Annotated in this window: 21 protein-coding genes; 7 read left to right on the forward strand and 14 right to left on the reverse strand. The window is 47.6% G+C overall.

Features of this window, described 5'->3' with window-relative positions; all coding sequences use genetic code 11:
• The first annotated feature begins 33 nt into the window (after nt 1–33).
• Nucleotides 34–861 (forward strand): polysaccharide deacetylase family protein, encoded by an 828-nt coding sequence (locus Q1V85_RS07140; RefSeq protein WP_300598614.1) that lies wholly within the window; start codon nt 34–36, stop codon nt 859–861.
• Nucleotides 862–1,340: 479 nt separating this feature from the next.
• Here Q1V85_RS07140 and Q1V85_RS07145 read toward each other — a convergent pair whose 3' ends face one another.
• Nucleotides 1,341–3,869, reverse strand: a complete 2,529-nt coding sequence (locus Q1V85_RS07145) for an ATP-dependent Clp protease ATP-binding subunit (protein ID WP_300598615.1) — start codon at nt 3,867–3,869, stop codon at nt 1,341–1,343.
• 93 nt (nt 3,870–3,962) lie between these two features.
• Here Q1V85_RS07145 and Q1V85_RS07150 point away from each other — a divergent pair, with 93 nt between their 5' ends.
• From Q1V85_RS07150 to Q1V85_RS07170, 5 genes are all read left to right on the forward strand, one after another.
• Nucleotides 3,963–4,367, forward strand: a complete 405-nt coding sequence (locus tag Q1V85_RS07150; protein WP_366914004.1) for an STAS domain-containing protein — start codon at nt 3,963–3,965, stop codon at nt 4,365–4,367.
• A 29-nt stretch (nt 4,368–4,396) separates the two neighbouring features.
• Complete coding sequence (locus tag Q1V85_RS07155; RefSeq protein ID WP_300598616.1) at nt 4,397–5,302, forward strand: ribonuclease Z; 906 nt, start codon at nt 4,397–4,399, stop codon at nt 5,300–5,302.
• Between the two features lie 474 nt (nt 5,303–5,776).
• Nucleotides 5,777–7,072 (forward strand): tail fiber domain-containing protein, encoded by a 1,296-nt coding sequence (locus Q1V85_RS07160; RefSeq protein WP_300598617.1) that lies wholly within the window; start codon nt 5,777–5,779, stop codon nt 7,070–7,072.
• Between the two features lie 10 nt (nt 7,073–7,082).
• Nucleotides 7,083–8,312 (forward strand): tail fiber domain-containing protein, encoded by a 1,230-nt coding sequence (locus tag Q1V85_RS07165; RefSeq protein WP_300598618.1) that lies wholly within the window; start codon nt 7,083–7,085, stop codon nt 8,310–8,312.
• A 20-nt stretch (nt 8,313–8,332) separates the two neighbouring features.
• On the forward strand, nt 8,333–8,956 hold the full coding sequence (locus tag Q1V85_RS07170; protein ID WP_300598619.1) for a hypothetical protein: 624 nt from the start codon (nt 8,333–8,335) through the stop codon (nt 8,954–8,956).
• Between the two features lie 166 nt (nt 8,957–9,122).
• On the opposite strand, the gene Q1V85_RS07175 is transcribed toward Q1V85_RS07170, so the two are convergent.
• The 13 genes from Q1V85_RS07175 to Q1V85_RS07235 all read right to left on the reverse strand — a co-directional run bounded on the left by Q1V85_RS07175 (nt 9,123) and on the right by Q1V85_RS07235 (nt 25,050).
• Complete coding sequence (locus Q1V85_RS07175) at nt 9,123–10,730, reverse strand: sulfatase (protein WP_300598620.1); 1,608 nt, start codon at nt 10,728–10,730, stop codon at nt 9,123–9,125.
• Nucleotides 10,731–10,744: 14 nt separating this feature from the next.
• Nucleotides 10,745–12,103, reverse strand: coding sequence for a sulfatase-like hydrolase/transferase (locus Q1V85_RS07180; protein WP_300598621.1), 1,359 nt, complete (start codon nt 12,101–12,103; stop codon nt 10,745–10,747).
• A gap of 109 nt (nt 12,104–12,212) precedes the next feature.
• Nucleotides 12,213–12,419: a hypothetical protein gene (locus tag Q1V85_RS07185; RefSeq protein ID WP_300598622.1), complete on the reverse strand. Its 207-nt coding sequence runs from the start codon at nt 12,417–12,419 to the stop codon at nt 12,213–12,215.
• A 120-nt stretch (nt 12,420–12,539) separates the two neighbouring features.
• Entirely contained in the window at nt 12,540–12,728 is a 189-nt protein-coding gene (locus Q1V85_RS07190) for a hypothetical protein (RefSeq protein WP_300598623.1), read from the reverse strand.
• A 225-nt stretch (nt 12,729–12,953) separates the two neighbouring features.
• Nucleotides 12,954–14,357, reverse strand: coding sequence for a radical SAM protein (locus Q1V85_RS07195; RefSeq protein WP_300598624.1), 1,404 nt, complete (start codon nt 14,355–14,357; stop codon nt 12,954–12,956).
• Nucleotides 14,329–15,105, reverse strand: a complete 777-nt coding sequence (locus tag Q1V85_RS07200) for a prolipoprotein diacylglyceryl transferase family protein (protein ID WP_300598625.1) — start codon at nt 15,103–15,105, stop codon at nt 14,329–14,331. The genes Q1V85_RS07195 and Q1V85_RS07200 overlap by 29 nt, the downstream gene beginning before the upstream one ends.
• A gap of 184 nt (nt 15,106–15,289) precedes the next feature.
• Nucleotides 15,290–18,205 carry an FAD-binding and (Fe-S)-binding domain-containing protein gene (locus tag Q1V85_RS07205; RefSeq protein ID WP_300598626.1) on the reverse strand — a complete coding sequence of 972 codons (2,916 nt, stop codon included), beginning with the start codon at nt 18,203–18,205 and terminating at the stop codon, nt 15,290–15,292.
• A 132-nt stretch (nt 18,206–18,337) separates the two neighbouring features.
• Entirely contained in the window at nt 18,338–18,724 is a 387-nt protein-coding gene (locus Q1V85_RS07210) for a response regulator (RefSeq protein WP_300598627.1), read from the reverse strand.
• A 241-nt stretch (nt 18,725–18,965) separates the two neighbouring features.
• On the reverse strand, nt 18,966–19,841 hold the full coding sequence (sucD, locus tag Q1V85_RS07215) for a succinate--CoA ligase subunit alpha (protein ID WP_300598628.1): 876 nt from the start codon (nt 19,839–19,841) through the stop codon (nt 18,966–18,968).
• 62 nt (nt 19,842–19,903) lie between these two features.
• Nucleotides 19,904–20,797 carry an ATP-binding cassette domain-containing protein gene (locus Q1V85_RS07220; protein WP_300598629.1) on the reverse strand — a complete coding sequence of 298 codons (894 nt, stop codon included), beginning with the start codon at nt 20,795–20,797 and terminating at the stop codon, nt 19,904–19,906.
• Nucleotides 20,798–20,814: 17 nt separating this feature from the next.
• Complete coding sequence (locus Q1V85_RS07225; RefSeq protein ID WP_300598630.1) at nt 20,815–21,552, reverse strand: ABC transporter permease; 738 nt, start codon at nt 21,550–21,552, stop codon at nt 20,815–20,817.
• 22 nt (nt 21,553–21,574) lie between these two features.
• On the reverse strand, nt 21,575–23,905 hold the full coding sequence (locus Q1V85_RS07230; RefSeq protein ID WP_300598631.1) for an NADP-dependent malic enzyme: 2,331 nt from the start codon (nt 23,903–23,905) through the stop codon (nt 21,575–21,577).
• Between the two features lie 281 nt (nt 23,906–24,186).
• Nucleotides 24,187–25,050: a hypothetical protein gene (locus Q1V85_RS07235; RefSeq protein WP_300598632.1), complete on the reverse strand. Its 864-nt coding sequence runs from the start codon at nt 25,048–25,050 to the stop codon at nt 24,187–24,189.
• 63 nt (nt 25,051–25,113) lie between these two features.
• On the opposite strand from Q1V85_RS07235, the gene Q1V85_RS07240 reads away from it, so the two are divergent.
• Nucleotides 25,114–25,446, forward strand: coding sequence for a hypothetical protein (locus Q1V85_RS07240; RefSeq protein ID WP_300598633.1), 333 nt, complete (start codon nt 25,114–25,116; stop codon nt 25,444–25,446).
• Nucleotides 25,447–25,468 lie beyond the last annotated feature (22 nt).

Here is a 25,468-nt window from a genome sequence, read left to right on the forward strand (position 1 = left end):
CTCCGATTCTTCTATTCAAAAAAAAGCCTGTTCATGGCTACCGTATTGGGTGCTGTATTACTGATTGGCGGCACCGGTTGTAATGGTGGTGATAAGAAAAGCAGTGATGAAAAAAATGCGGCTAAAACAGATTCCAGCGCTACACCGAAGTCTGATCTGGGAAAACCCATTAGCTATCAGAGTGGTAAGCGATACATTTTTTTAACCTTTGATGATGGGCCACAACCTCCGGGAACCATTAATTGTAAAAACATCTTTCATGAAGAAGGTGTAAAAGCTTCCTTTTTCCTTGTTGGTTTCAATATGGAAATTGATGCTTACCGCAGAAGGATGGCCGATTCACTCAATAACAGCTACCCTGAATTTGTTGTGGCCAATCACAGTACCACACACGGATTCAGAGATAACTACCGTTTATTCTATAACAGCCCCGATAGTGCTGTAGCAGATATGCTAAAGGCGCAAAAGGATCTGAAGGTGAAACTAAAAGTAGCCCGTCTTCCGGGAATGAATACCTGGGCATCCGCCGGGCAGGTACAGGGTCCGAAGTCTTCTTTAAAAGTTGCCAACGCCCTGGATTCACTGGGATATACGATCATTGGATGGGACCTGGAATGGCAGTTCATGAAGGGATCCATACCTAAACAGGGTGCTGAAGAAATGGCCGCCCAGATCAATAAAAGATTTGAGCAGGAATATACCTATCAGCCCAATACTTTTGTATTACTGGCCCATGACCGCATGTTTGCCAAACCGCAGTATGCCGATTCGCTGAGAAAGTTCATTTCTATTATGAAACAGGACCCCAGGAATGTATTTGAAACCATCGATCATTATCCTACCGTACAGAACAGGAAATAAGTTTTCAGTGATCAGTTGTCAGTCTTCAGACGATTACGTAGGGGATCGATGATCTGACATCGTATGCAGTAAAAGAACAGGCAATTGAGCATCGTTCATCAGGTAACAATCGGGATCTAACCCGCCACGGCGGACACGCCTGGAACTTTATTCCGATTCTCGGGAAAACCTGAAACAGGCGTTTAGCATTCAGTTTTCAGTTTCCACGGTCTTCCCCAGTCTACATGTCCCCCCCCCAAAAAGGCAATGGTCAATAGTGAATAGTCATCAAGTGTAAAACAGAACCGAACCCGCCACGGCGGGTACGCCTTAAACGTTGAACATTAAATCTGAAACAGGCATTTAAAGATCCTTGCATAGTACATTAAAAATACGATTTTTCCCCCATCTTATACCGGAAAAATCCACCTGCTGCTCCCAATAAAAAAACACCCTGCGTTTGCAGGGTGTCGTTATCAACCATTAAGTAGTAAATTCAATTATGCTTCCTGGGGGTTCTCCTTGGCATCTTTTACTGTAAAGAACAAGCGCTCTTTTTCCTTGTCCAGGTCTACCAACAATACATCACCGGGCTTCACATGCATATTGAGGATCTCTTCGGCCAGCGGGTCTTCCAGGTATTTCTGAATGGCCCGGTGCAGCGGGCGCGCCCCAAACTGCTGGTCGTATCCCTTATCGGCCAGGAAGGTTTTTGCATCCTCGCTCAACTCCAGGCCATAGCCCAGGTTCTGTACGCGTTTCAGCACACCTTTCATAGAAATATCAATAATGCTGAAGATATGTTCTTTTGTAAGACTGTTAAAGATGATCACATCATCAATACGGTTCAGGAACTCGGGTGAGAAGGTACGCTTCAGCGCTTTTTCAATCACCGCCTTGTTCTCCTCATCTTCATTTTCAACCCTTGCCGAAGTAGCAAAACCAACACCCGCACCAAAATCCTTCAGCTGGCGTACGCCAATATTGGAAGTCATAATGATGATGGTATTCTTAAAGTCTACCTTACGCCCCAATCCATCTGTGAGCACACCATCGTCCAGCACCTGCAGCAGGATATTGTAAATATCCGGGTGCGCCTTCTCAATTTCATCCAGAAGGATCACACTGTACGGTTTGCGACGCACTTTCTCTGTCAGCTGTCCGCCCTCTTCATAGCCCACATATCCCGGAGGTGCACCAATCAAACGGCTCACCGTAAATTTCTCCATGTATTCACTCATATCGATCCGGATCAGTGAATCTTCAGAATCGAACAGGTAGCGTGCCAGCGAACGGGCCAGCTCTGTTTTACCAACCCCTGTAGGACCCAGGAAAATAAAGGTACCAATAGGTTTCTTCGGATCCTTCAAGCCTACACGGTTCCGCTGGATGGCTTTCACCACTTTTGAAATCGCTTCATCCTGACCAATCACCATGCCCTTCATATCTTCCGACATCTTGCGCAGTTTCTCGGTCTCGGCTTCCACCATTTTACGAACCGGTATACCGGTCATAATATTGATCACTTCGGCTATTGCTTCTTCATCAATGGGATAACGCTTGTGCTTGCTTTCTTCTTCCCAGGCAGCTTTTGCGCGCTCCAGGTCTTCTGCCAGTTTCTTTTCAGTATCCCGCAGGGACGCGGCTTCTTCAAATTTCTGGCTCTTCACCACTTTATTCTTCTCTTCCTTTACATCTTCGATCTTCTTCTCCAGCTCTACGATATTCGGCGGCACATTGATATTCTTCAGGTGCACCCTGGCACCCACTTCATCCATTACATCAATCGCCTTATCGGGCAGCAGGCGATCGGTAATGTAACGGTCGCTTAATTTTACACAAGCTTCAATCGCCTCATCGCTATACGTTACACTGTGAAAATCTTCATACTTTGATTTGATATTATTGAGTATCTGGATGGTTTCATCCACGCTTGGCGGATCTACCATCACTTTTTGAAAACGGCGGTCCAGGGCCCCGTCTTTCTCAATATACATACGGTACTCATCTAATGTAGACGCACCAATGCACTGAAGCTCTCCACGGGCCAGCGCCGGCTTAAAGATATTGCTGGCATCCAGTGAGCCGCTGGCACCGCCGGCACCCACAATAGTATGCATTTCATCAATAAACAGGATCACATCCCGGTTCTTTTCGAGTTCATTCATGATCGCCTTCATACGCTCTTCAAACTGACCGCGGTACTTGGTTCCCGCTACCAGTGAAGCAAGATCCAGCGAAATCACCCGTTTATCAAACAATACCCGGCTCACTTTACGCTGTACGATCCGCAACGCCAGGCCTTCCACGATAGCGGTTTTACCCACACCGGGTTCACCAATTAAAATCGGGTTGTTCTTTTTACGGCGGCTCAGGATCTGCGATACGCGCTCAATTTCTTTTTCGCGTCCTACGATCGGATCGAGGTTACCACTTTCTGCCAGCTTGGTTACATCCCGGCCAAAATTATCCAGCACGGGAGTTTTGCTCTTGGCAGCCGCTTTGGCTCCACCGGCTCTTGACTGGGAGTATTTTTTTTCTTCTTCAAACTCTTCTTCTCCCTCCTCACCAAACTCTGCACGGGGTTCTCCCGATTTTACGATGCCCAATTCCTGGCGAAACAGATCATAGTCCACATCAAACTGATTTAAAATTTGTGTTGCAATATTTTCTTTATTCTTTAAGATAGACAGCATCAGGTGCTCCGTTTCCACCAGGTTGCTCTTCAGCGCCTTGGCTTCCAGAACTGTTACACGGATCACTTTCTCCGCCTGCTTGGTCAATGGAAGACTGTTAATGTTTGCAATATTTTTACCCGTTTTGTCTTTTATTGCCAGCTCTATTTCCTTCCGCAGTTCAAAGATGTCTACATTAAAGCTTTTCAGGATCCGGATAGCGGTGTTATCCCCTTCCCGGATCAGGCCCAGCAGCAGGTGCTCTGTGCCGATGAAATCATTTCCCAGGCGCAAAGCCTCTTCCCTGCTATAGGAAATGATTTCTTTTACCTGGGATGAAAAATTATTATCCATATTTAGATAAAATGTTTATTTACAATATTAACAAATATATTTGGTACTAAATTTACTTGTAATTTAAGCATATTTATTCCAAATTCGCTCTATATGCAAGTCAAAATAGATACCAAAGAGAAATTTCACGTAATCACGCCAAATGCGCCTGTTCTTTCTGCTACAATGACAGATAAAATGGAATCGGCCTTGCTCCCCTTTCTGCAAAAGGAGGTAAAAAACGTGATTTTGAACTTGCAGGAGGTAGAAGAGATAGATGCTGATTCAGCCGCTAAACTCCTGCAAATACAGCAATCTTTCTATGAAAACAATGCTTCCTTTGTAACCTGCAATATACAAAAAACAGTAAACGCATTTTTGTCAGATCATGAGCTGGATGAACTGCTCAATATTACGCCAACCGAAAGCGAAGCATGGGATATTGTGCAGATGGAAGAGATCGAACGCGAGTTACTGGATACAGAGGATATTGAATTTCCAGACACCGAAAATGATTAAACAAATAAATCTCCAAAAAGTTTAACAGAATGTTAGGCGTCACCATACTGGGAAATAATTCAGCCGTACCCGCTTTTGAACGGCATCCTACCAGCCAGGTGCTCACCACGCCCAACCGGAGCTTTATGATCGATTGCGGTGAAGGCACCCAGATCCAGCTGATCCGCTACAAGATCCGACGCACCCGCATTTCACATATTTTTATATCGCATCTTCACGGCGACCATTATTTTGGCCTGGTGGGTTTATTAAACTCTTTTGCATTGCTGGGCCGGCAACAGGAGCTGCATATAGTGGCCCCCCCGGCCCTGCAGGAAGTTTTAGCATTGCAATTCAAACTGGCCGATACCCGCATGCCCTATCCCCTGCATTTCCATGCCATTCAGCATCCGGGATATTTAATGACCGTAGATGATATCGAAATCAGTTGTTTTAAAACGGATCATCGCATTGAATGCTTCGGGTTTGTTTTTAAAGAGCAAAAGAAGCCACGGCGTATTGACCCCGAGGCCGTGAAAGCACACCGCATTCCCTACCACTGGTTCGAGAACCTGAAACAGGGCCACGACTATACAGCCCCCGACGGAGCGCTTATAAAAAATGAACAGCTGACCCATGCCGCACCCAGGGGCAACACCTATGCCTTCTGCGCGGATACCCGGTACGATGAATCCTTTATCCCGGCCATACAGGGCGCAGACATGATCTATCATGAAGCCACTTACCTCGATAATTTTGCAGCGCAGGCCCGTAACCGGTTTCACTCCACTTCCAAAGAGGCCGCCCTGATCGCACAAAAAGCACAGGTAAAAAAATTGCTGATCGGGCATTTCAGCAGCCGTTACGATGTACTGGACGCGTTTGAAACAGAAGCCCGCGAAATATTTCCCAATACCGACCTGGCGTTGGAAGGCGTTTGTTATCGCTTACCTTAATTACTTTTATTTTATGAGCCCGGCTTTTGCACTGCTATCGGCTTTACTTGCGTCGCACACTTGTACTGTAGTCTCATCATCAGCATACACTTCATCGGTTAATGGCCGTTCCTTGGTTGTTATTGCAACATCAATACGATAATTACCATACGCTTTTAGTCGCCCCAGAGGCACCCGCTTTTTGTGTTTTGGTTTTTGATTTTTGCTTTTTGGATTTTGGTGCTTGGTGTTTTAACAAACGCCCAATGATAGCACGTCGTTTTTTAAGATTTGTAATCGTTGTAACGCTTATAAAAGAGCGGAGTAACACATTGCTTATTCTGCCGGTCGTAGGCAGCACTATTCACCAACGGTATTTGCTAAACGCTTCACGATCTCAAATATCCGGTTTACCTGTTTTTCAATCCGTTTACCGCCTTTTAATTTCCAGGAGCTTTCCCTGGGTGATAGTTTCGTTTTAGAAAAAGAAATACAATGAAACTGAAACTATTTTTGTCTGCTCTTGCAGCAATATGCTTATCAATAGGCGCTATGGCGCAGGTGCCACAACAATTTGCTTTCCAGGGTGTAGCCCGCAATAGCAACGGGCAGCCCGCAGCCAGTCAAAAAATATCGGTGCGTTTTACGATACACCAGGGATCTGAAAGTGGTACAATCGTATACCAGGAACGGCACCTGCCAACGACGGGCACTGCCGGCGTATTTAACGTATCTGTTGGTGGCGGAACTGTAAGCCAGGGAGCTTTTGCAAGTATTAAATGGGCCGATGCCATTTATTTTTTGCAGGTTGAGCTGGATCCTGCCGGTGGCAGCGTCTTTAGCCCGGTAAGCACCACACAATTATTAAGTGTGCCTTATTCGCTGATGACGCGTACGATTGCAGGTTTTGGGTCCACCACTTCAGGTTTTAACGCCAACACCATGGGTTATGGCACAAAGGCCACCGGGGAAAACGCTTTAGCCGTTGGGAATGTTACCACCGCCTCCGGTAAAAATTCTTTTGCTGCTGGCATTGGGGCTACCGCTTCCGGCAGTAATTCGATCGCCATGGGGTTACAGACGACCGCTACGGCCGATGACGCAATTGCTATGGGCTACTATGCTGAGGCTTCAGGGATTCAGTCCGTAGCAATAGGAAGCGGTCCCTATACAAAGGCCATCGGTAAACAGGCTGTATCGATCGGTACATCAAACCAAGCCACCGGAGATCACTCTTTTGTCATAGGAACTTATGGCAAAACCTTACATCCCGGGGCTTTTATCATTACCGATTACCGCTCAGCCGTTTATGAATTTGGGACTACCAGTACTGCAGACAACCAGATGACCATGCGCTTTGGCGGCGGCTACCGGTTGCTGACGTCATCAGGGCTGGACGCGAATGCCGGACCGGGCGTGGCATTGGCCCCCAATGGCAATAGCTGGTCCAGTATTTCCGATAGTACTAAAAAAGAAAACTATTTGCAGCCCAATGGCACAGATTTTCTTTCCAAAATAAAAGGAATGAAGCTCGGCAGCTGGAACTATAAGGGCCAGGACAAACAACTATACCGCCACTATGGCCCCATGGCACAGGAGTTCCACAGCCTGTTTGGCAATGACGGCACCGGCACCATTGGTAATGATACTACCATTGCCAGCGCGGATATTGATGGTGTAATGATGATTGCCCTGCAGGCATTGGCAAAACAGGTAGACCAGCTTTCTGAAGCCAATAAAAAACTGCAGCAACGGGTGCAGCAATTAGAAGCAACAAGAAAAGAAAAATAAATCCACTACCATGAAACTGAAATCATTCATACTTCTTCTTATAGCCACCAACTTCTCAATGACCGTTATGGCCCAGGTTCCCCAGCTATTTGCTTTCCAGGGCGTAGCCCGCAATAGTAACGGGCAACCGGTAGTTAACAAAACGGTTTCTGTACGTTTTACCATACACCAGGGGTCCGAAACCGGTACGCAGGTACTCCAGGAAACCCACAATCCCACCACTAATGCGGCCGGTGTATTTAATGTGGCTATCGGCAGTAAGACCAATAGCGCGTTCCAGAATATGTTTCGGGACATTAACTGGGGTAATGCCGGAAATTACTACCTCCAGGTAGAAATAGATCCCGCTGGTGGCAGCGCCTTCGCCATCGTAAGCACTACCCAGCTGCTCAGTGTACCTTATGCGTTCGCCGCAGGCAGGGTGGCAACACCCGGTTCATCCGTTTCATCTGTAAGCGGCACCACCATCGGGTCTCCCAGCAATAAAGCGCTTGCAGATTTCGCCACGGCCATGGGCGTTCTTTCGGAAGCCACAGGATTAATTTCTTTTGCAATAGGCAGTGAGGCAAAAGCAACAGGAGCACAGTCTTTTGCCATAGGCGGCAATGTTGAAGCAACTGCGGATTTTGCAAAGGCCATTGGTCGCGATGTGCATGCTACCGCCGGGTATTCAACAGCCATGGGTAATAACGTAACGACCAATGCTTTTAAAGGCTCCTTTATTATCGGCGATTACAGGCCGGGCTGGAGCACAGGCAACACCGCAGAAAACCAGATGGCGATGCGCTTTGGTGGCGGTTACCGGTTTTATACCGGCACTGCAAATAACGGTTTTGGTATTGGTGTTTCCCTGGCTCCCAACGGCAATAGCTGGGCCAGCATCTCCGATAGCACTAAAAAAGAAAATTATGCACCGGCCAACGGAACAGCCTTTCTTTCCAAAATAAAAGGCATGAAGCTCGGCAGCTGGAATTATAAGGGCCAGGATAAACAATTATACCGCCACTATGGTCCCATGGCGCAGGAATTTTACAGCCTGTTTGGCAATGACGGTACAGGAACTATCGGCAACGACACGACCATTGCCAGTGCCGATATTGACGGCGTAATGATGATTGCCCTGCAGGCGCTGGTAAAGCAAACAGACGCCTTACAAAACCAGATAAAACAATTAGCAGCAGCCAATAAAAAATTACAGCAACAGGTAGCGCAGCTGGCCGCCATTAAAAAAGATCATTAAACCCATTCAATCCATTCCGCATGAAAAAAATAATTATTGCAGTACTATGCTGTATTTCCCATATCGCCGTTCAGGCACAGGCCGGATCGGGTAGTATTTATGGCGCTTCCGGAAGCGGCACCACCGGATCGGTCTCTCTTGATTGGGTCCTGGGCTCCCTGTCTGCAGATGGTAGTCCGTCGGCCATCGCCCTTCCCGTGCAATTCGGCGCCATCAGCGCTACCATTGCCAATAAGCAGCTCCTGGTAAAATGGACCACCGAAACAGAAACCCATAATGATCATTTTGACATTGAGGTTTCCACAGACGGCACGCAGTTTAAAAAGATCGCTGCTGTAGCCTCAAAAGCCCCGGAGGGACATTCAGCAACACCCCTGGAATATGAATACCGGTCGGAGCAGGCAGAAACAGCACTTGCGTTGGTCTTCGGCATGCTTTGCTGCACAGGGTTATTCTCAAAACGAAGAAAATGGCACTACCTGCCCGCGGTGGTGATCCTGCTGGCGGTTGCCACACTCTCTGGTTGCTCCAGGAAAGATCTGGACATAGCAGCAACGACGCCCAACCAGTACCTGCGTATTGCACAGGTAGATAAAGACGGCATAAAAACATACAGTAAGATCGTAACAATTACCAGGGAATAATCCGTACCTTCTGGAACAACACCTGGTAACCCGGAGCTTAATGGCTCCGGGTTTTTGTGCTTATTGAGAAGGCAACGCTGTTTCCGAACAGGTAGCGGTAGTACCTGCCCTGATCGTTTTTATCAGGCCAACCGGCAGTATGGTCCTGCTCTGTTATAAGGAATATCTATTGATTCTTTTTAACGGCTGCCGGCAAAAACCGCTGATCATTCGCATCCGAATCCTTATACTGTTTCCGGAGCTGCTCCAGCTTTTTATGCAGGTTCTTCCGTATACCGGCGTAGGCCGGATCATTGTATACATTCTTCATTTCATGCGGATCTTTTTCAAGATCATACAATTCCCATTCATTTACATCATAATAAAAATGGATCAGTTTATAACGGTTGGTGCGTACGCCGTAATGCCGCTTCACCATATGAATAGAGGGATATTCGTAGTAGGTATAATAGATCGCATCCCTCCAGGACGTATCTTTTCCATTCAATAGTTTCCGGAACGACCGTCCCTGCATATCTTTTGGAACCGGTACACCCGCATAGTCCAGGATAGTAGGTGCAAAATCCAGGTTCTGCACCAGTGAAGGCGACCGTTTCCCCTGGGGAATCTCTGACGGATAACGGATCAGTAAAGGCGTACGCAACGACTCTTCATACATAAAGCGTTTATCGAACCAACCATGCTCGCCGAGGTAAAATCCCTGATCAGAAGTATAGATCACGATGGTGTTCTCGTCCAGTCCGTTCGCTTTTAAAAAGTCCAGCAACCGGCCCACGCCGTCATCCACGGCTGCTACGGTTCCCAGGTAGTCCTGCATATACCGCTGGTAACGCCAGCGCATCAGTTCTGTTTTTGACATGGTTGGATACCGTTTCTTAAAGTCGGCCATAATGGGATCATATACCGCATCCCATGCCTTGCGTTCCTCAGGCGTCATCCTTCCCAGGTTATTGTTATACGCGGCTTTATCCCAGGTAAGGGTTTGTTTTAACCCCAGCTCATCCATCATGGCCGGTGGTATTTTGCTGTCGCCGGCCCAGTTCATATCCTTCAGGATATTCATCTCGGCCGTGCGGGCGGCCGTGCCCCGTCCTTTATAATCGTCAAACAAGGTAGGCGGTTCCTTTACTTTTAGTTTGGTGTATTCCGCAATATGCCTTAGTGCAGGCAGCCATTCGCGATGAGGCGCCTTTTGATGAAAAAGCACACAAAACGGTTTGCTGGTGTCGCGCTTCGCGATCCAGTCCAATGTCATATCCGTGGTAAGATCGGTCACATACCCCTGTACCTGTTGCTTTTTTCCATTGATGATAAAGTTTGGATTATAGTACTCACCCTGGTCAATCAGCACCGCCGAATAATCAAATCCCTGGAGCAAACCATCCATATGTATCTTGCCGATCAGTGCCGTCTGGTATCCGTGTTGCTGCAATTGTTTGGCAAAATTATCCTGGTTCCAGTCAAAGCGGGACTCATTATCAATTTTCCCATTGATAAAGCTGTGCTTGCCGGTAAGCAACACGGCTCGGCTGGGGGCACAAAGCGAGTTGGTAACCGTTGCCTGTGTAAACAGCACGCCCTCCTTTGCCAGCCGGTCGATATGGGGCGTATGATTCAATCCATACCCATATGCACTTACAGCCTGGTATCCATGATCATCGCTCATGATGTATACAATATTCGGGCGTTTCTTTTTGCCAGTACCCGGCTGGGCAGCTGCCATCAATGGCAACATCAGCGCCAGCATCCATCCTGATATTTTTGTCCAATGCATCTGTTGGTTTTTATTTATTGTTGATCTACTTCTACCACCCACGCATCATACAGCGCCTTTAATTCCTTCACCATTGCGGGTTGCTGCCTGGAAAGATTGATCTTCTCCGCCGGATCTGTTTTAATATTGGCCAGGAACAATCCTTCCGGATCCAATTCTTCTTTCCGGGCCTGCGCAGGATTGTGCAGCAGTTTCCAATCGCCCCGGCGCACGGCCCATTGTGGGTTATCCTTGGTGCCGCCCTGTTTCCAGAAAAAAGTATGGTGTAGCGTAGGCTGCTTGTCATCCCTGATAATGGGCACCAGGCTCTTACCATCAATCCGGCGGTTGGGCAAAGGAATATTACAATACTCTGCCAACGTGGGAAACCAGTCGATATTGGCCGCCAGCTGATCCCGCACCTGGTTGGGACGGATCTGCTTTGGCCAGCTGATGATGGCCGGAACCCGGGTTCCTCCTTCAAACAGGCTGAACTTGGAACCGCGGAGCACACCTGCAGAACCACCGCCACCGAAGGTCCGTTCTTCCTCAGAAAACCCTTGGTCCGGCTGAAAAATCACAATGGTATTATCGGCCAGTCCCAATGCTTTCAACCGGGTCAACAGGGCGCCGATCTTTTCGTCCATGGTGGAAACAAACGCAGCATATTGATCGCGGGGAGCAGCCAATCCTTTGTTCTTATAATAATCCAGCCATTTTTTTTCACCCTGTAACGGATAGTGCGGTATGTTGATGGCAAAATAGATAAAGAAGGGATCCTTGCGGTGCTGTTCCATAAAACTGCCGGCCTCGCGTACCATCAGATCCGGGAAGAAAGTGCCATCCTCGTGCACCTCTTTGCCATTGCGCCACAGGTCATGACGATTGGGGCCATTCCAGTAAAAAAAATGCGAGTAGTTATCAATGCATCCGCCCATAAAGCCAAAGGATTCGTCAAAGCCCTGGGCATTGGGCATCGTTTCCGGTGTATAGCCCACATGCCATTTGCCGATATGCGCCGTTTTGTAACCCGCATCCCGGAACAACTCGCCCATGGTATACTGACTACCCGGCATGCCCTCTACGCCTTTTAACGAAGACGCCATTTCCGGTAATCCTGCCCGCTGGGGATACCTCCCGGTAAGCAGTGAAGCCCTGGAAGGCGAACAGATGGGAGAAGCCGCATAGAATTGCGTAAACCGCACACCGCTGGCCCCAAGGCTGTCCAGCACCGGGGTATACAGATCGGTTGATCCAAAAGAATGCAGGTCGGCCCAGCCCTGATCATCGGAATAGATCAGGATCACATTCGGACGCTGTGCAGAGGATTGACTCCATACGGAGATGGTAAAAACCCCAAGCCATACACATAGGAAAAGACGCCTTATTTTCATGTATAAGTACTAATTAGAATTTGCTCTAAATTAAGATTTGTTTGAGGTTTTACCGGAAGATATCTGCAGACGCTCATGCGCAGCAGATGATATGCCTGCCTGCCGCAATCTAATGAAAGCCGCCCGTGGGCACGGCTGAGCAAATAGAAAAGCCAATGAGCAGGGAAAGCACAATAATGATGAGCCCTGTGAGCGCTGTTTTACGGCCGCGCCCTGCCGGTTCGGTCTTGCTCAAAAGCTGAACAATACCTACCAGCAACATAATGCCGCCCACAATGGGCCCCACAATGATTAAAAACAGGCCTAATTCTGCCATAATGTGTTGTTTTATTCCGGCTTATACCGTTGCCCGGTCAACGGGTATTTTTTATAGTTAACAGCACAGCTTCCGGTTCTCCATCTTCCCCATTTACTGAATACTATGTAAATAAGATGATTAAAGGGCACCCGAACAAATAGAAAATCCCACCAAACCGGAAAACACCAAAAGAATAAATCCGATCAGCACGGTTTTGCGTCCTTCGATGGCTTTTTCATCCTTTCCAAATAGCCGGATGATCCCTACCAATATCAGAATCAATCCCGCAACAAGACCACCGATCAATAAAAACAACCCTGCTGCCATAATAATTTTTGTTAGTTAAAACCCGTTTTAAAAGACGCCGGAACAAAGTGAAAACCCAATTAAGAGAATTACGGCCAGGATAATACTACTTATAACCAATAACCGTGAACCGGATTTCCGTACTTCATTTTTCTTCGAAAACAACATTACGAAGCCTGCAATCATCAGGACCAGGCAGGTAATGGGAATACCAAATAAAAGAAAAATAAAAATGCCCTCCATCGTTTAAACCTTTGTTTCAATTTTTTCCTGTAATTGTTTTACATAAGCTTCCTTCTCATCCCTGTAAAATAAATTCATGGTCTCAAAAGGGATCAGTCGCCCGTCCTTATGCACGATATGCACACAACTCTTTTTTATGGCTCGCACATCAAAATCGTAGGCATCAATAAACCGCATAATAATGATCCGGAACAGGTTGTTGTACGTAAGACCCGGCGCCTGTATTTGCGGCAGACAGCACAGGAGCTGGTTCATATTCTCCTCTACCCGGTCTACAGAAATGCCGGTGCTGAAAATATGGATCATCTGCTCTTTTAAAGCGTCATCCTGTTCATAAATGATCGTATTCCTTGAGTTATCCAGCAGCTGGGCCGGATCAATATACCGCGTAAGCGGAAATACATGGTTATTCAATTTTAATGCATAGCCCATCACCAGCGCGTCCGGGTTACAGGGCACCGGTATCAGATCATTAGCATTAAACACGCTGGTTTGATCCAGGATCTTTTGCCGAACATCGGTCATGGTAATGCGGTTAACGGCGGGGTCAAAATTTTCCGTGCGTCCTGCGATCTGCACCGGCTGAAAGGTAACACCCCGCACACAGGGTTGCCTCAGCGCATAATCGATGATCGTACCGATTTCATCATCATTCACGCCTTGCTGCAAGGTTACCACCAGGGTGGTTGAAAGATTTAGTTCATTCAGGTGTTCCAGTGCCTTTATCCGCACATCCAGCAGGTCTTTCCCCCGCAGACGGATCAGGGCCTCCGGTTTAAACGAATCAAACTGCAGGTAGATCTCAAAATCCGGCATATAGGATGCCAGCCGCTTTGCAAATTCCTTGTCTTTTGCAATCCGGATGCCATTGGTATTGACCATTAAATGCTTGATGGGCTTGGTTTTGGCAATATCCAGTATCTTAAAAAAATCCGGATGCAGGGTAGGTTCTCCGCCGCTGATCTGTACCACATCGGGCGTACCTTCATTGGCAACAATCACATCCAGCATCCGCTCTACCTCTTCCACGGTACGGTGCCGCCCATAATGCGGGCTGCTCATGGCATAACAGGTAGGACAGGTCAGGTTGCAGCGATCTGTAATTTCAACCACCGTTAAACAGCTATGCTGTTCATGATCGGTACAGAGGCCGCAATCGTACGGACAACCATAATGCGTTTTGGTATTGAACTGGAGCGGTGTTTCAGAAGGTTTATTGTAATTCCGGATGTTTTTATAATAGTTCACATCCGTTGCAATCAATACTTTTTCAAATCCATGCTCCGTACAATTCTTGAGCATGTATACCTTATTATCTTCAAAAACGATTTTGGCATCTACCCGTTTCAGACAGGTACTGCAAAGACTGATGGTGAAATCATAGTATATGTAGGGACGAACCGGCATGGGAGATCAGTAATCTTTTGGGTTGAATAATATATCTAAAATAATATAATAATCCCAGTAAACAAGCGATCTGAATAGAAGACAATCCCACGGACCAGGTATAGTGAGGTTTGATAAAATCCAGGAGGAAGCGGAACAACAGGTAACCGATCATAAAGAGCTTAAACCGGGCTCCGCTATCAAGCGGCACCGATCGTTCTGCATAGCGGATCGATACCGCCAGCAGCAGCAAAAAAACGATCTCATACAGGGCAACCGGGTGCCGCAACAAGCCATCCCCCAGGTTCATGCCTGTAAAGAAAGTGGTGGGCAATCCATAGGTTTCTTCATGCACGCCCATACTAAAACAACCGATGCGACCAATGATGAGTCCTAAAATGATGGGATAGGTATACAGATCTCCGCTGCGCTGTTTTTCACCGATGATCTTTTTCATGATTTCCACACCTGCCAGACCGCCCAAAAAACCGCCCACCACGGTTTTGTTCAGGTAAAAATATTTCAGGGGGGAAGGGCTGGCCATCAATGCCAGGGGATCTTCCAGTCCGCCCAGGATGCGGGACCCCAGCAGCGCCCCAAGCGTAGCACCCAACAAAATATACAGGCGGTTCATGCCGGAAATAGCATCGCCCTGTTTGCGTTTCAGATACAGGTAAAAACGAAAGGCAATAAAAAAGCTGACGATCTCCGTTACCATATGTAACAGGATCTTTTGTGTTCCAACATGCAGGTATACCGGAAATTCCAAAGCGGTAAATATTTGCGGAAAGATAGGATTTTTCCCCAGTGGGAGGTATGTTTGAAGCAGCAGCAGCGGGCTGCCAGGCCGGAGAACAGGGAGACCTGCTCCGATACCAGATGCGCGCCGGAGTGGCCCGGCTTTTAAACGCATAAGCCCACTCATAGCCACTGCTATAATTACAAACAACCGCCTACTTCAATGCTTCCCACAACACTTCCACCGGGTGCAGGCTGTGACGTTTTGCCCCGTCTTTTATCTGGTGGCGGCAACTGGTACCGGAGGCTGCAATGATGGTATCTGCGGCCGCAGCACGAACCGCCGGCAGCAATACCAGCTCTCCCACTTTCATAGAAACCTCGTAATGCTCCTTCTCATAACCAAAGGATCCGGCCATACCACAACAACCGGACGGGATCAGTTCCACATAATAATTTGACGGTATGCCCAATACTTTCTGCACCGAAGGCACTATACCGAATGATTTCTGGTAACAATGCCCATGCAGTTTCACAACCCGTTTTGCATCCGTAAACTGCGCAGCATCGATATGTCCGGCTTCATATTCGGCAGCCAGGAACTCTTCAATTAAAAAACTGTTGCCGGCTAGCTGTTGAGCGGCTTCCCGCAGATCCGGAGGTACAAGATCCAGCGCTTCATCCCGGAACGTAAGCAGGGCACTGGGTTCGATGCCGATCAACGGCTGATCTTTTGTTATCTTTTGCGCAAGCATTTTTACATTGGCAACAATGATCTCCTGTGCTTTTCGCACCATTCCTTTAGACAGATAAGTACGCCCGCTTTCTTTATGATCCGGGATCGTTACTCCATAGCCCAGGGCATTCAGCAGCCTGATGGTTGTTTTACCAATTTCTACATCATTGTAATTGGTAAACTCGTCGCAAAACAGGCATACCATACGGTCATATTGTTGCGGAGTCGTTTTACTGTATTTTTCAAACCAGCTGCGCAGGGTCGTTTTGCCTACTGCGGGTAATGAACGACCGGCAGCAAACCCGGCCATTTTTTTTATCATGCCCGAGGTGAATTTATTAGCGGCCACTGCATTGTAGATACCTGGCATAAGAATACCGAGCCGCTGCGATTTTGTAAATCCTGCGATCAGCTTCGAGCGGAAGGGAATGCCGTTGGCATCATAATAATGTTGTAAGAATTCTGCTTTCAGCTTGGCGATGTCTACACTGGAGGGACATTCCGACTTACAGGCCTTACAACTCAGACAAAGATCCATCACTTCCCTGATCTCCGGATGATCGAAGGGATTTTGCTTCGTTGAATGGGTAAGAAACTGCCGCAGGATATTTGCCCGGGCCCTTGTCGTATCTTTTTCCTGCAAAGTAGCCATGTAAGAAGGGCACATGGTGCCTCCGGTTATGTGCGACTTCCTGCAATCGCCGGAGCCGGAACATTTTTCCGTTAGCCGCAGGATATTTTCCTGCCGCGTATAGTCAAATACTGTGTCAATGGATTGCTGCGATTTCCCCGCATCATAACGCAGCTGCTCATTCATTTTGGGCGTATTGACGATCTTGTTCGCATTAAAAATATTTCCCGGATCAAAAATCTTTTTTACCTGTTGCAACAAACCATATACCTCATCGCCCATGGCGCTGGCAATAAACTCACCCCGCAGTCTTCCGTCTCCATGCTCACCGCTTAAAGAGCCGTTGTATTTTTTTACCAGTGCCACCGTATCTTTCAGCACATTCCGGAACGTTTCTTTTCCTCCCGCTGTTTTCAGGTTAATCATGGGTTCCACATGCAATTCACCGGCACCCGCATGTGCATAATAGGAAGCAGAAAGTCCGTAACGGTTCAATAATATTTGTAGATCCTCTATATACGCGGGCAGATCTTCGGGAGATACCGCACAATCCTCAATCAGGTTTACCGGCTGCTCGTCGCCCGGCATGTTGCGGATCAGGCCCAGCCCTGCCTTCCGGATATCCCATACCAGTTTGGTTTGGGGGCCTTTTATAACAGGATACGCATAACCCAGCCCGTTCTTTTTCAGGTCTGCAATCAGCGCCGCGGCCTTCTCATCCAGGGCATCATCTGTATGTTCCATAAACTCCACCATCAGCAATGCCTCAGGAGCTCCTTCAATAAAGAACCGGTTCTGGTGGTACACCGGATGCCCCCTGGTGAAGTCCATGATGTATTTGTCTACAAGTTCCGAGGCCATCGGGTGGTGCCGCAGCACAATATTATTGGCATGCAGCGATTCTGCCAGCGAAGTGCAGTGAATACAAACCAGCGCATCCATTGCCGGTGGTAACGGAAGCAGGTTAAGCCGGGCCTCCGTTACAAAAGCCAGGGTGCCCTCCGAGCCGGCGATCAGGCTGCAGAGGTTAAAGCCGCCAGATTCCTTTTCGTCCTGCAGCATATCCAGCGCATAGCCGGTATTACGCCGCTGCAGCGATTTTTTAGGATAATGTTCCCGGATAACGGATGCATTTTCTAGGTCATTTAACAATGCCCGCAACTGCCGGTAAATATGCCCCTCCAATGTATCGCCGGCAGCAAGGGTATCCATTTCAGCATCGGTGCGGTATTTCAACACCACTTCCTCTCCATTACTAAGTAGTACTGTCGCCTCCAGCAAATGCTGACGGGTATCACCCCATACGATCGAATGCAGTCCGCAGGAATTATTCCCGATCATACCGCCGATCATCGCCCTGCTGGCGGTGGATGTTTCCGGGGCAAACAGCAAGCCCTGGGGTTTTAAAAAGGCATTCAGGTCATCGCGGATAATCCCCGGTTCCAGGCGAACCCATCGCTCGCGGGTATTTACCTCAATGATTTTTTTAAAATACTTCGAAATATCTACTACGATCCCATTGCCAACCACCTGTCCGGCCAGCGAAGTACCTGCTGCACGGGGGATCAGCGAAATCTTGTTTTGGTTTGCAAAACGGATCAGTGCCTTTAAATCTGCCTTATTTTTAGGCAGGGCTACTGCCAGCGGTTGTTCCTGGTAAACGGATGCATCGGTTGCATAAATCATTTTCTGTGCCTGGTGCAAACTGCTGTTATCATAAAACAGCTCCCCGGAAAAAACCGTTTCCAATTGCTTAAAATCCATGTTTCTGTGTTCTTGTGCTAAAGATAACTGATCCCCCGCAAAACGGAGATGGGTTGTATAAGAATAGCTGCTTTCCGCTGCAGTACCCGGCCCGGTAGTCTGCCGGCATACTTCTATGCAAACGGTGCGGAGTTATTGCAGCAGTTCAATAATGGTATCGATCCGGATCGGTTTTACGATATAGCCCCTGATCAGCGGATAAGTTTTTACCCGTTCCTGGTCGATATCCGAAAAAGAAGAAGACACCATATAAACGGGTATCCGGCCGGTTAATGCAGGGTCTAGCTTGCTAAACGCATCCATAAATTGCCAGCCGTTCATAACCGGCATCTCTATATCCAGCAATATCAGGTCCGGCAAAACCGGTGCTTCGGAATCAACAAGAGCATTCAAAGCTTTTTGTCCGTTCTCGAAAAAGTATAATTTGCAGGGTTTGGGTTGCTTGGCAAACAATTTATCCATCAACAACCGATGGATTGGGTCATCATCTACAACAAATATCGCTCTGCCTTCAGTCATAACAAGAGAAGTTATTTGAACCTTTACATCATTTTCTAGCCTGGTGTTCAAATAAAATAGCAATCATACGGTTATTGCCCGAAACGCGTGAATAGTGTTCCCATCCAATTGCATTTCATCTGCAAATTTTCCGGTACCAGAGGGCAATCAAATTTATGATATTTTTTTAATTCCCGCTTCTGTAAAGAAATAAAAAAAGCCCCGGAAACCCGGGGCCCTATAAAAAATGTATAACAGGAACTTATTTTCCGATAATTTCCGCCATTGTTTTGCCAATATCCGCAGGGCTGCTTACCACAGCAATGCCGCATTCGCTCATGATCTGCATTTTAGCAGCAGCGGTATCTTCAGCTCCACCCACGATGGCCCCGGCATGTCCCATCCGGCGTCCGGGAGGTGCTGTTTGGCCCGCAATAAAACCAACTACCGGCTTTTTATTGCCATTTTCTTTTATCCAACGGGCGGCTTCAGCCTCCATACCACCGCCAATTTCACCAATCATTACAATGGCATCCGTTTCGTCGTCCTGCATAAACAGCTCCACGGCTTCTTTGGTGGTGGTGCCGATGATCGGGTCTCCACCAATACCAATAGCGGTACTGATACCCAATCCCGCTTTTGCAACCTGGTCGGCCGCTTCATAGGTAAGGGTTCCGGATTTGGAAACGATACCTACACGTCCTTTTTTAAACACGAATCCGGGCATGATCCCTACTTTACATGCATCTGCGGTAATAACACCCGGACAGTTTGGACCAATCAGGCGGGTACCGGTACCTTGCAGGAAGTTTTTTACAGCAACCATGTCCTGTACCGGAATACCTTCGGTGATGCACACAACCAGCGCAATACCTGCATCCGCAGCTTCCATAATGGCATCCGCTGCAAAAGCCGGTGGAACAAAAATAATGCTCACGTTGGCGCCCGTTTGCTTTACACACTCCGCCACTGTATTGAATACCGGCCGGTCCAGGTGCGTAGAGCCCCCTTTTCCTGGTGTAACACCCCCAACCACGTTGGTTCCGTATTCGATCATTTGCGTGGCATGAAAAGTGCCTTCTGTGCCCGTAAATCCCTGAACTAATATTTTTGAATCTTTATTGACCAAAACTGCCATATCTTATTAATTATGTGTTTAAAAAAGCAAGTGCAAAATTAAGGGTTTGCCCCTTATACCCGTTATTCTTTTGAAGAGGGCTTGTTTTTAGACGGATTACCGATATGTCCGTCGCCATCCAGGTCTACGTTCAGCTTTTCCTCGATGGCATCTTTTACGCCGGCAGGCATATCTTTGGGAATCTCTCCGGTTTCCTGTATGGTTCGCATGCGTTTAGCGTCCTTCAGGAATTCTGAGGCGAAAATAAAGTCGTTCAGCTTTTGATTTTCACTGAGGATGATCTCCTTATTATTGCCTTCCCACTCCTTTTCACCCTGGTGCATATACGTAATATGATCGCCGATCTCCATTACACTGTTCATATCGTGGGTGTTGATAATGGTCGTGATATTATACTCCTGTGTAATTTCCTGTATCAGTTTATCAATCACCATGGAGGTTTGGGGATCCAGTCCGGAATTGGGCTCATCGCAAAACAGGTATTTGGGATTTAATACAATGGCCCGAGCCAAGGCTACCCGCTTCTGCATCCCTCCGCTGATCTCCGATGGAAACTTGCGGTATGCATCTTCTTTTAGCTGTACCCGTTCCAGCACCTGCTTTACCCGCTCCTTCTTTTTAGCATATTTATCGCTGGTAAACATATCCAGCGGAAACATTACATTTTGCTCTACCGTCTGGCTATCGAACAGCGCGCCTCCCTGGAAAAGCATGCCTATTTTTTCGCGGATGTTTTTTTTCTCTATATCGTTCATGCTCACAAAATCATCCCCGTCGTACAATACGCTGCCGGAAGTAGGCTTTATCAGGCCCACCATGCATTTCATCAGCACCGTTTTTCCGCTGCCGCTGCTGCCAATGATCAGGTTGCATTTACCGTCGTCAAAAATTACGTCAACCCCTTTCAGGACCGCCTTATCATCAAAACTCTTTTTCAGATTCTTTATTTCAATCATGCTGTTGGGTTGCTGTTTTACAAAAGTAAAGCGGATAAGATATAGTCGGCCAGCAATAATAATACGCAGGATACAACCACTGCCCGGGTGCTGCTATGACCGATCTCCAGTGCACCACCTTTTACATTATACCCGTAAAAAGCCGGAACGGCCGTAATGATAAAGGCAAACACAAAGGATTTAATAAGGGCAAAATACACGTTGTAGGCTTTAAAGGCCATCACCAGGCCGGTATCAAAAATACTGGGATCAATGATGCCTGCAGCAGTTCCTGCAAGACGTCCGCCCCAAATGCCCAGCACCATGGCCAGCATGATCAGCAACGGAATGGTAACCAGCCCTGCCAGTATTTTGGGCAATACCAGGTATCCTTTTGTATTGATGCCCATGATCTCCAGGGCATCGATCTGCTCGCTTACGCGCATATTTCCCAGCTCACTGGCAATTTTACTTCCCACCACACCACAAAGCACAATACAACTCAGTGTAGGTGCAAACTCAAGAATTACCGTATCTCTTACGATTTGGGCAATGGTGGTTTTAGGAATGATCGGGGATACCAGCTGGTAGGCTGTTTGCAGGGTTGATACCGCCCCGATAAAAACGGAAATGATACAAATGATCCCCAGCGAACCGATTCCTATGTCGTTGCACTGGAGCATGAACTGCTTCCAGTACATTTTGGAATTCTCCGGTTTTCGGAACATCCCCCCGGCCATTTTGATAAATGCTCCAAACTCTCTTAATATTTTCAATGGATTGTTTTTAAAAAATGGATCAATCAGTTTTTCTTTTTGACAATCGCTTTGATTTCCGGTCGTCCGAAACAGGCGGCCTTGTCTTCAATTGAGCGTCAATTACCGCTATCATCGCCATATTTACAATATTACTTACGGTGCTGCCCAATTGCAACAGGTGCACCGGCTTTTTCAAGCCCATTACGATGGGCCCTACCGCATCTGTAGATCCGATCTCCAGCAGGATATTATAGGCAATGTTTCCGGATGCTAAGTTAGGGAAGATCAGTGTGTTTACCTGTTGGCCTACCAGGTCGCTGAACGGATATATTTCCTGCAGCAGTCCGTTATTCAACGCCACATTCGCCTGCATTTCTCCGTCAACGATCAATTCCGGCATTCTTTCCTTTACCAGTGCCCTTGCGTGGGCCACCAGTCCGGCCTCAGGCGATTTGCTGCTGCCAAAATTAGAGTAACTGAGCATCGCGATACGCGGTGTAAGATTGAAGGCCTTTACTTCTTTTGCGGTCAGTAACACAATTTCCGCCAGTTCTTCTGCTGTGGGATTAAAATTAACCGTGGTATCGGCAAGAAACAAGGGGCCTTTCTTGGTCATTACCAGGTACATTCCCGCAACCCGGTTTACACCTGGCTCCGTACCAATGATCTGCAACGCCGGCCGGATGGCTTCATCATATTTTTTGGTAAGTCCTGCCAGCATACAATCGGCATCTCCCCGCTCTACCATCATACATCCGAAATGATTCCGCTCCTTCATGAGCTTGTGCGCCTCTTCCTTTGTATATCCTTTTCGGGCCCTCTTCTGAAAAAAAAGATCGCCGTATTCTTTCCGCTTTTCAATCATGTCCTCACTCCGCGGATCAAAAATGACCATCCCTGAAATATCGATGCTGTTCTCGGCCGCAATGGCCTCAATTTCCTTTTTATCACCAATGAGTTGCGGATAGCCGATCCCTTCATCCAGCACGATCTGGGCGGCTTTTAATATCTTCACGTTTTCACCTTCTGCAAATACAATACGCTTGGGCCCCGACCGGGCTTTTGCCCCCATCGCCCGCAACACCTGGTTATCTACGCCCAGCCGCTTATCCAGCTCCCGGCTATAGTGCTCCCAGTCCTGTATCTGGTTATATGCCACGCCGGAATCCATGGCTGCCCGGGCCACAGCCGGCGCCACGGCCGTTAACAGGCGCGGATCCAGCGGTTTGGGAATGATATAATCCGCACCAAAAGCCATTTTTTCCTGGTTATAAGCCAGGTTTACGATATCCGGAACGGGCATCTTAGCCAGTCCGGCCAGCGCCCTTACGGCCGCCAGCTTCATTTCTGTATTGATCACCCGGGCCCGTACATCCAGGGCCCCTCTGAAAATATAGGGAAAGCCCAGCACGTTGTTTACCTGATTGGGATAATCGCTGCGCCCGGTTGCCATAATGATATCCTTCCGGGCGCCCGTGGCCGCTTCCCAGGAGATCTCCGGATCCGGGTTGGCCATGGCAAATACAATGGGATTTTTAGCCATGCCTTTCACCATGTCCGCAGAAACCGTATTGCCGGCGCTTAGCCCGATAAATACGTCGGCCCCTTTCATTGCCTCCGCCAGGGATAAGTCCCGGGTTGCATTGGCAAAAGGAAGTTTCATTTCTTCCAGGTCGGTCCGCTCTTTGCTCAGCACACCATGTTTATCAAACATCAGGAAGTTGGAAGGCCTGGCTCCCAGCTCCTGGTAAAGCAATACACAGGCCATGGCTGCTGCACCGGCACCATTTACCACAAACTTTACCTTGTCGATCTTTTTCTTTTGGATTTCCAGTGCGTTGATCAGTGCTGCCGCACTAATAATAGCCGTGCCATGCTGATCATCGTGCATCACAGGAATATTCATCTGCTTACGCAATTCCTGCTCTATATAAAAACATTCCGGGGCCTTGATATCTTCCAGGTTGATACCTCCGAATGTAGGCTCAAGCGCCTTTACAATTTCAACAAACTTTTGGGGATCCTTTTCATTCACCTCAATATCGAACACATCAATATCTGCAAAGATCTTAAACAATACTCCCTTCCCTTCCATCACGGGCTTTCCGGCCTCCGGCCCGATATCTCCCAGGCCCAGTACCGCAGTACCGTTGCTGATAACTGCAACCAGGTTTCCTTTTGCTGTATACTTATATACGTTCTCAACATCCCTGGCAATTTCCAGACAGGGTTCCGCCACACCCGGCGAATATGCAAGTGCCAGATCCCGTTGGGTTTTTGCCTTTTTTGTTGGAATTACTTCAATTTTGCCCGGTCTTCCATTTGCGTGATAGGCCAATGCCTGCTCTTTTCGTAGATCATTCTTTGCCATATGAATTCTTTCGGGGTATTAACCGGTTTTAGACGCCCGAAAAGTAAACCAATCCGCCAAATATGCAAAATAATTATTTGTTCCTGCAGCGCGCTACACCTTCGGAAAAGGGCGCTTTTTCCCGTCACTTTATGTCCTGCATTATCCGCTTCTTTCAGCAGGCTGCTCCGGCCTAACTATGGGCAATGTTGTTCGGATGTATACACTGCATCGATTAAGAGCGCGTGCAAAACAGACTGATAAACAACCAGCTATATAACACCAATGATCACCGGCTGATTTTAGCGGATGGTTACTTTTTTGCCGGAAATGGCGGTTAAAGAGTCCCGCACTTTGGCAGTATCCGCTGCCGCCGTATTCAGTTTCATGATAATAGCATACTGCACGGAATCCAGCTGCTCCAGTTCTACCGGCCAGGAGATCTTCTTTAACTGGTTATAGCGTTTGGATGCGCGGGGTTCTTTTGTTACTTCCAGCACATAGGTAACAACACCTGGGGTGGCGGTTGCAACCGGTGCCGGTGTGGTACTGGTTGTACTGCCTGGAGTTGAAGTTTGTTTATTTGCCGTATCGGGTTTCGCTGCAGCAGCCGGCGGCGCCTGGCCTGTAGTATCGGCAACCTGTACGGTTTCCCGGGGCTCCCCTGTTTTGGAGTAGAACCAGATAGTAGCCGCTATGGCAATCACCGCCAGGACAATGATGATAATCGCCGGCTTTTTTGACCGGCCGTTCCCCGGCTTTTCCTCAATATAGCTTTGCGGAATCGTGTTCCGCTCTGTTATTGGTACATCCTTTTTCTTTGGCGGAAGGGCGGCGGTGTTGGAAACAAAATCGTAGGAACCGTTTGCTTTTTTCAGTAAGGTGCCGATACCATTAAAGAGATAGGGCTTCCCGGTATTTAAAAAACGTACGGCATCTTCCAGTTGAGACTGGAGATCGGAAATAGCCAACACTTTCATTTTTCCCGTTTCAGCGGAAATATAATCGACTACAGACTCATCAAATCCGTCTACCGGCTGTTGTTCAAACCGCACAGTCGGATACTCCGGATCGCCGCTGTTGTCGGCATAAAAGATCCCCAGCCCAGGCAAGCTTAACTGCTTATGGGCGAACAGGTATTGGGCTAATAATGACGCTAGTTTCACAAACAATTAATTGAACTGCAATATATGCAAGATTTGTTACACTTGCAAAACTGCTTGTTTTTCATGTACCTTTGGGGCGTCATGTATACCAAGGAAGAGGAAGCTTTTATAAAATACTGGGAGGCCAACCGGCTTAAGAAAAAAAGATCATTAAAAAATTTCCTTATCAGTACTCCATTTGGAATTTTATTAATGATCGGTATTTTTATCAATTTTTTCAGCGGATGGTATAAAAAAGCGGCCATGGAAGCCAACGCAGACCCCTCACTTTTTTTAATTTTGCTGATTGCAGGGATCATTATTGTTGCGTTTATTGCCATCTTTTCGTCTTACCACAAGTGGGATATTAATGAAAACTACTACAAATCGTTGCTGGCCCGAAAAAACAAAAAGTAATTAATTGATTATAAATAGATTC

It is taken from the genome of Niabella sp. (genome assembly GCF_030150205.1).
In the GTDB taxonomy this organism is placed as follows: Bacteria; Bacteroidota; Bacteroidia; order Chitinophagales; family Chitinophagaceae; genus Niabella.

Bases quoted from the DNA above. Each gene is read 5' to 3' on its own strand.
- Q1V85_RS07140 (WP_300598614.1), top strand. From the start codon at position 34: ATGGCTACCGTATTGGGTGCTGTATTACTGATTGGCGGCACCGGTTGT.
- Q1V85_RS07145 (WP_300598615.1), bottom strand. From the start codon at position 3,869: ATGGATAATAATTTTTCATCCCAGGTAAAAGAAATCATTTCCTATAGC.
- Q1V85_RS07150 (WP_366914004.1), top strand. From the start codon at position 3,963: ATGCAAGTCAAAATAGATACCAAAGAGAAATTTCACGTAATCACGCCA.
- Q1V85_RS07155 (WP_300598616.1), top strand. From the start codon at position 4,397: ATGTTAGGCGTCACCATACTGGGAAATAATTCAGCCGTACCCGCTTTT.
- Q1V85_RS07160 (WP_300598617.1), top strand. From the start codon at position 5,777: ATGAAACTGAAACTATTTTTGTCTGCTCTTGCAGCAATATGCTTATCA.
- Q1V85_RS07165 (WP_300598618.1), top strand. From the start codon at position 7,083: ATGAAACTGAAATCATTCATACTTCTTCTTATAGCCACCAACTTCTCA.
- Q1V85_RS07170 (WP_300598619.1), top strand. From the start codon at position 8,333: ATGAAAAAAATAATTATTGCAGTACTATGCTGTATTTCCCATATCGCC.
- Q1V85_RS07175 (WP_300598620.1), bottom strand. From the start codon at position 10,730: ATGCATTGGACAAAAATATCAGGATGGATGCTGGCGCTGATGTTGCCA.
- Q1V85_RS07180 (WP_300598621.1), bottom strand. From the start codon at position 12,103: ATGAAAATAAGGCGTCTTTTCCTATGTGTATGGCTTGGGGTTTTTACC.
- Q1V85_RS07185 (WP_300598622.1), bottom strand. From the start codon at position 12,419: ATGGCAGAATTAGGCCTGTTTTTAATCATTGTGGGGCCCATTGTGGGC.
- Q1V85_RS07190 (WP_300598623.1), bottom strand. From the start codon at position 12,728: ATGGCAGCAGGGTTGTTTTTATTGATCGGTGGTCTTGTTGCGGGATTG.
- Q1V85_RS07195 (WP_300598624.1), bottom strand. From the start codon at position 14,357: ATGCCGGTTCGTCCCTACATATACTATGATTTCACCATCAGTCTTTGC.
- Q1V85_RS07205 (WP_300598626.1), bottom strand. From the start codon at position 18,205: ATGGATTTTAAGCAATTGGAAACGGTTTTTTCCGGGGAGCTGTTTTAT.
- Q1V85_RS07210 (WP_300598627.1), bottom strand. From the start codon at position 18,724: ATGACTGAAGGCAGAGCGATATTTGTTGTAGATGATGACCCAATCCAT.
- sucD (WP_300598628.1), bottom strand. From the start codon at position 19,841: ATGGCAGTTTTGGTCAATAAAGATTCAAAAATATTAGTTCAGGGATTT.
- Q1V85_RS07220 (WP_300598629.1), bottom strand. From the start codon at position 20,797: ATGATTGAAATAAAGAATCTGAAAAAGAGTTTTGATGATAAGGCGGTC.
- Q1V85_RS07230 (WP_300598631.1), bottom strand. From the start codon at position 23,905: ATGGCAAAGAATGATCTACGAAAAGAGCAGGCATTGGCCTATCACGCA.
- Q1V85_RS07240 (WP_300598633.1), top strand. From the start codon at position 25,114: ATGTACCTTTGGGGCGTCATGTATACCAAGGAAGAGGAAGCTTTTATA.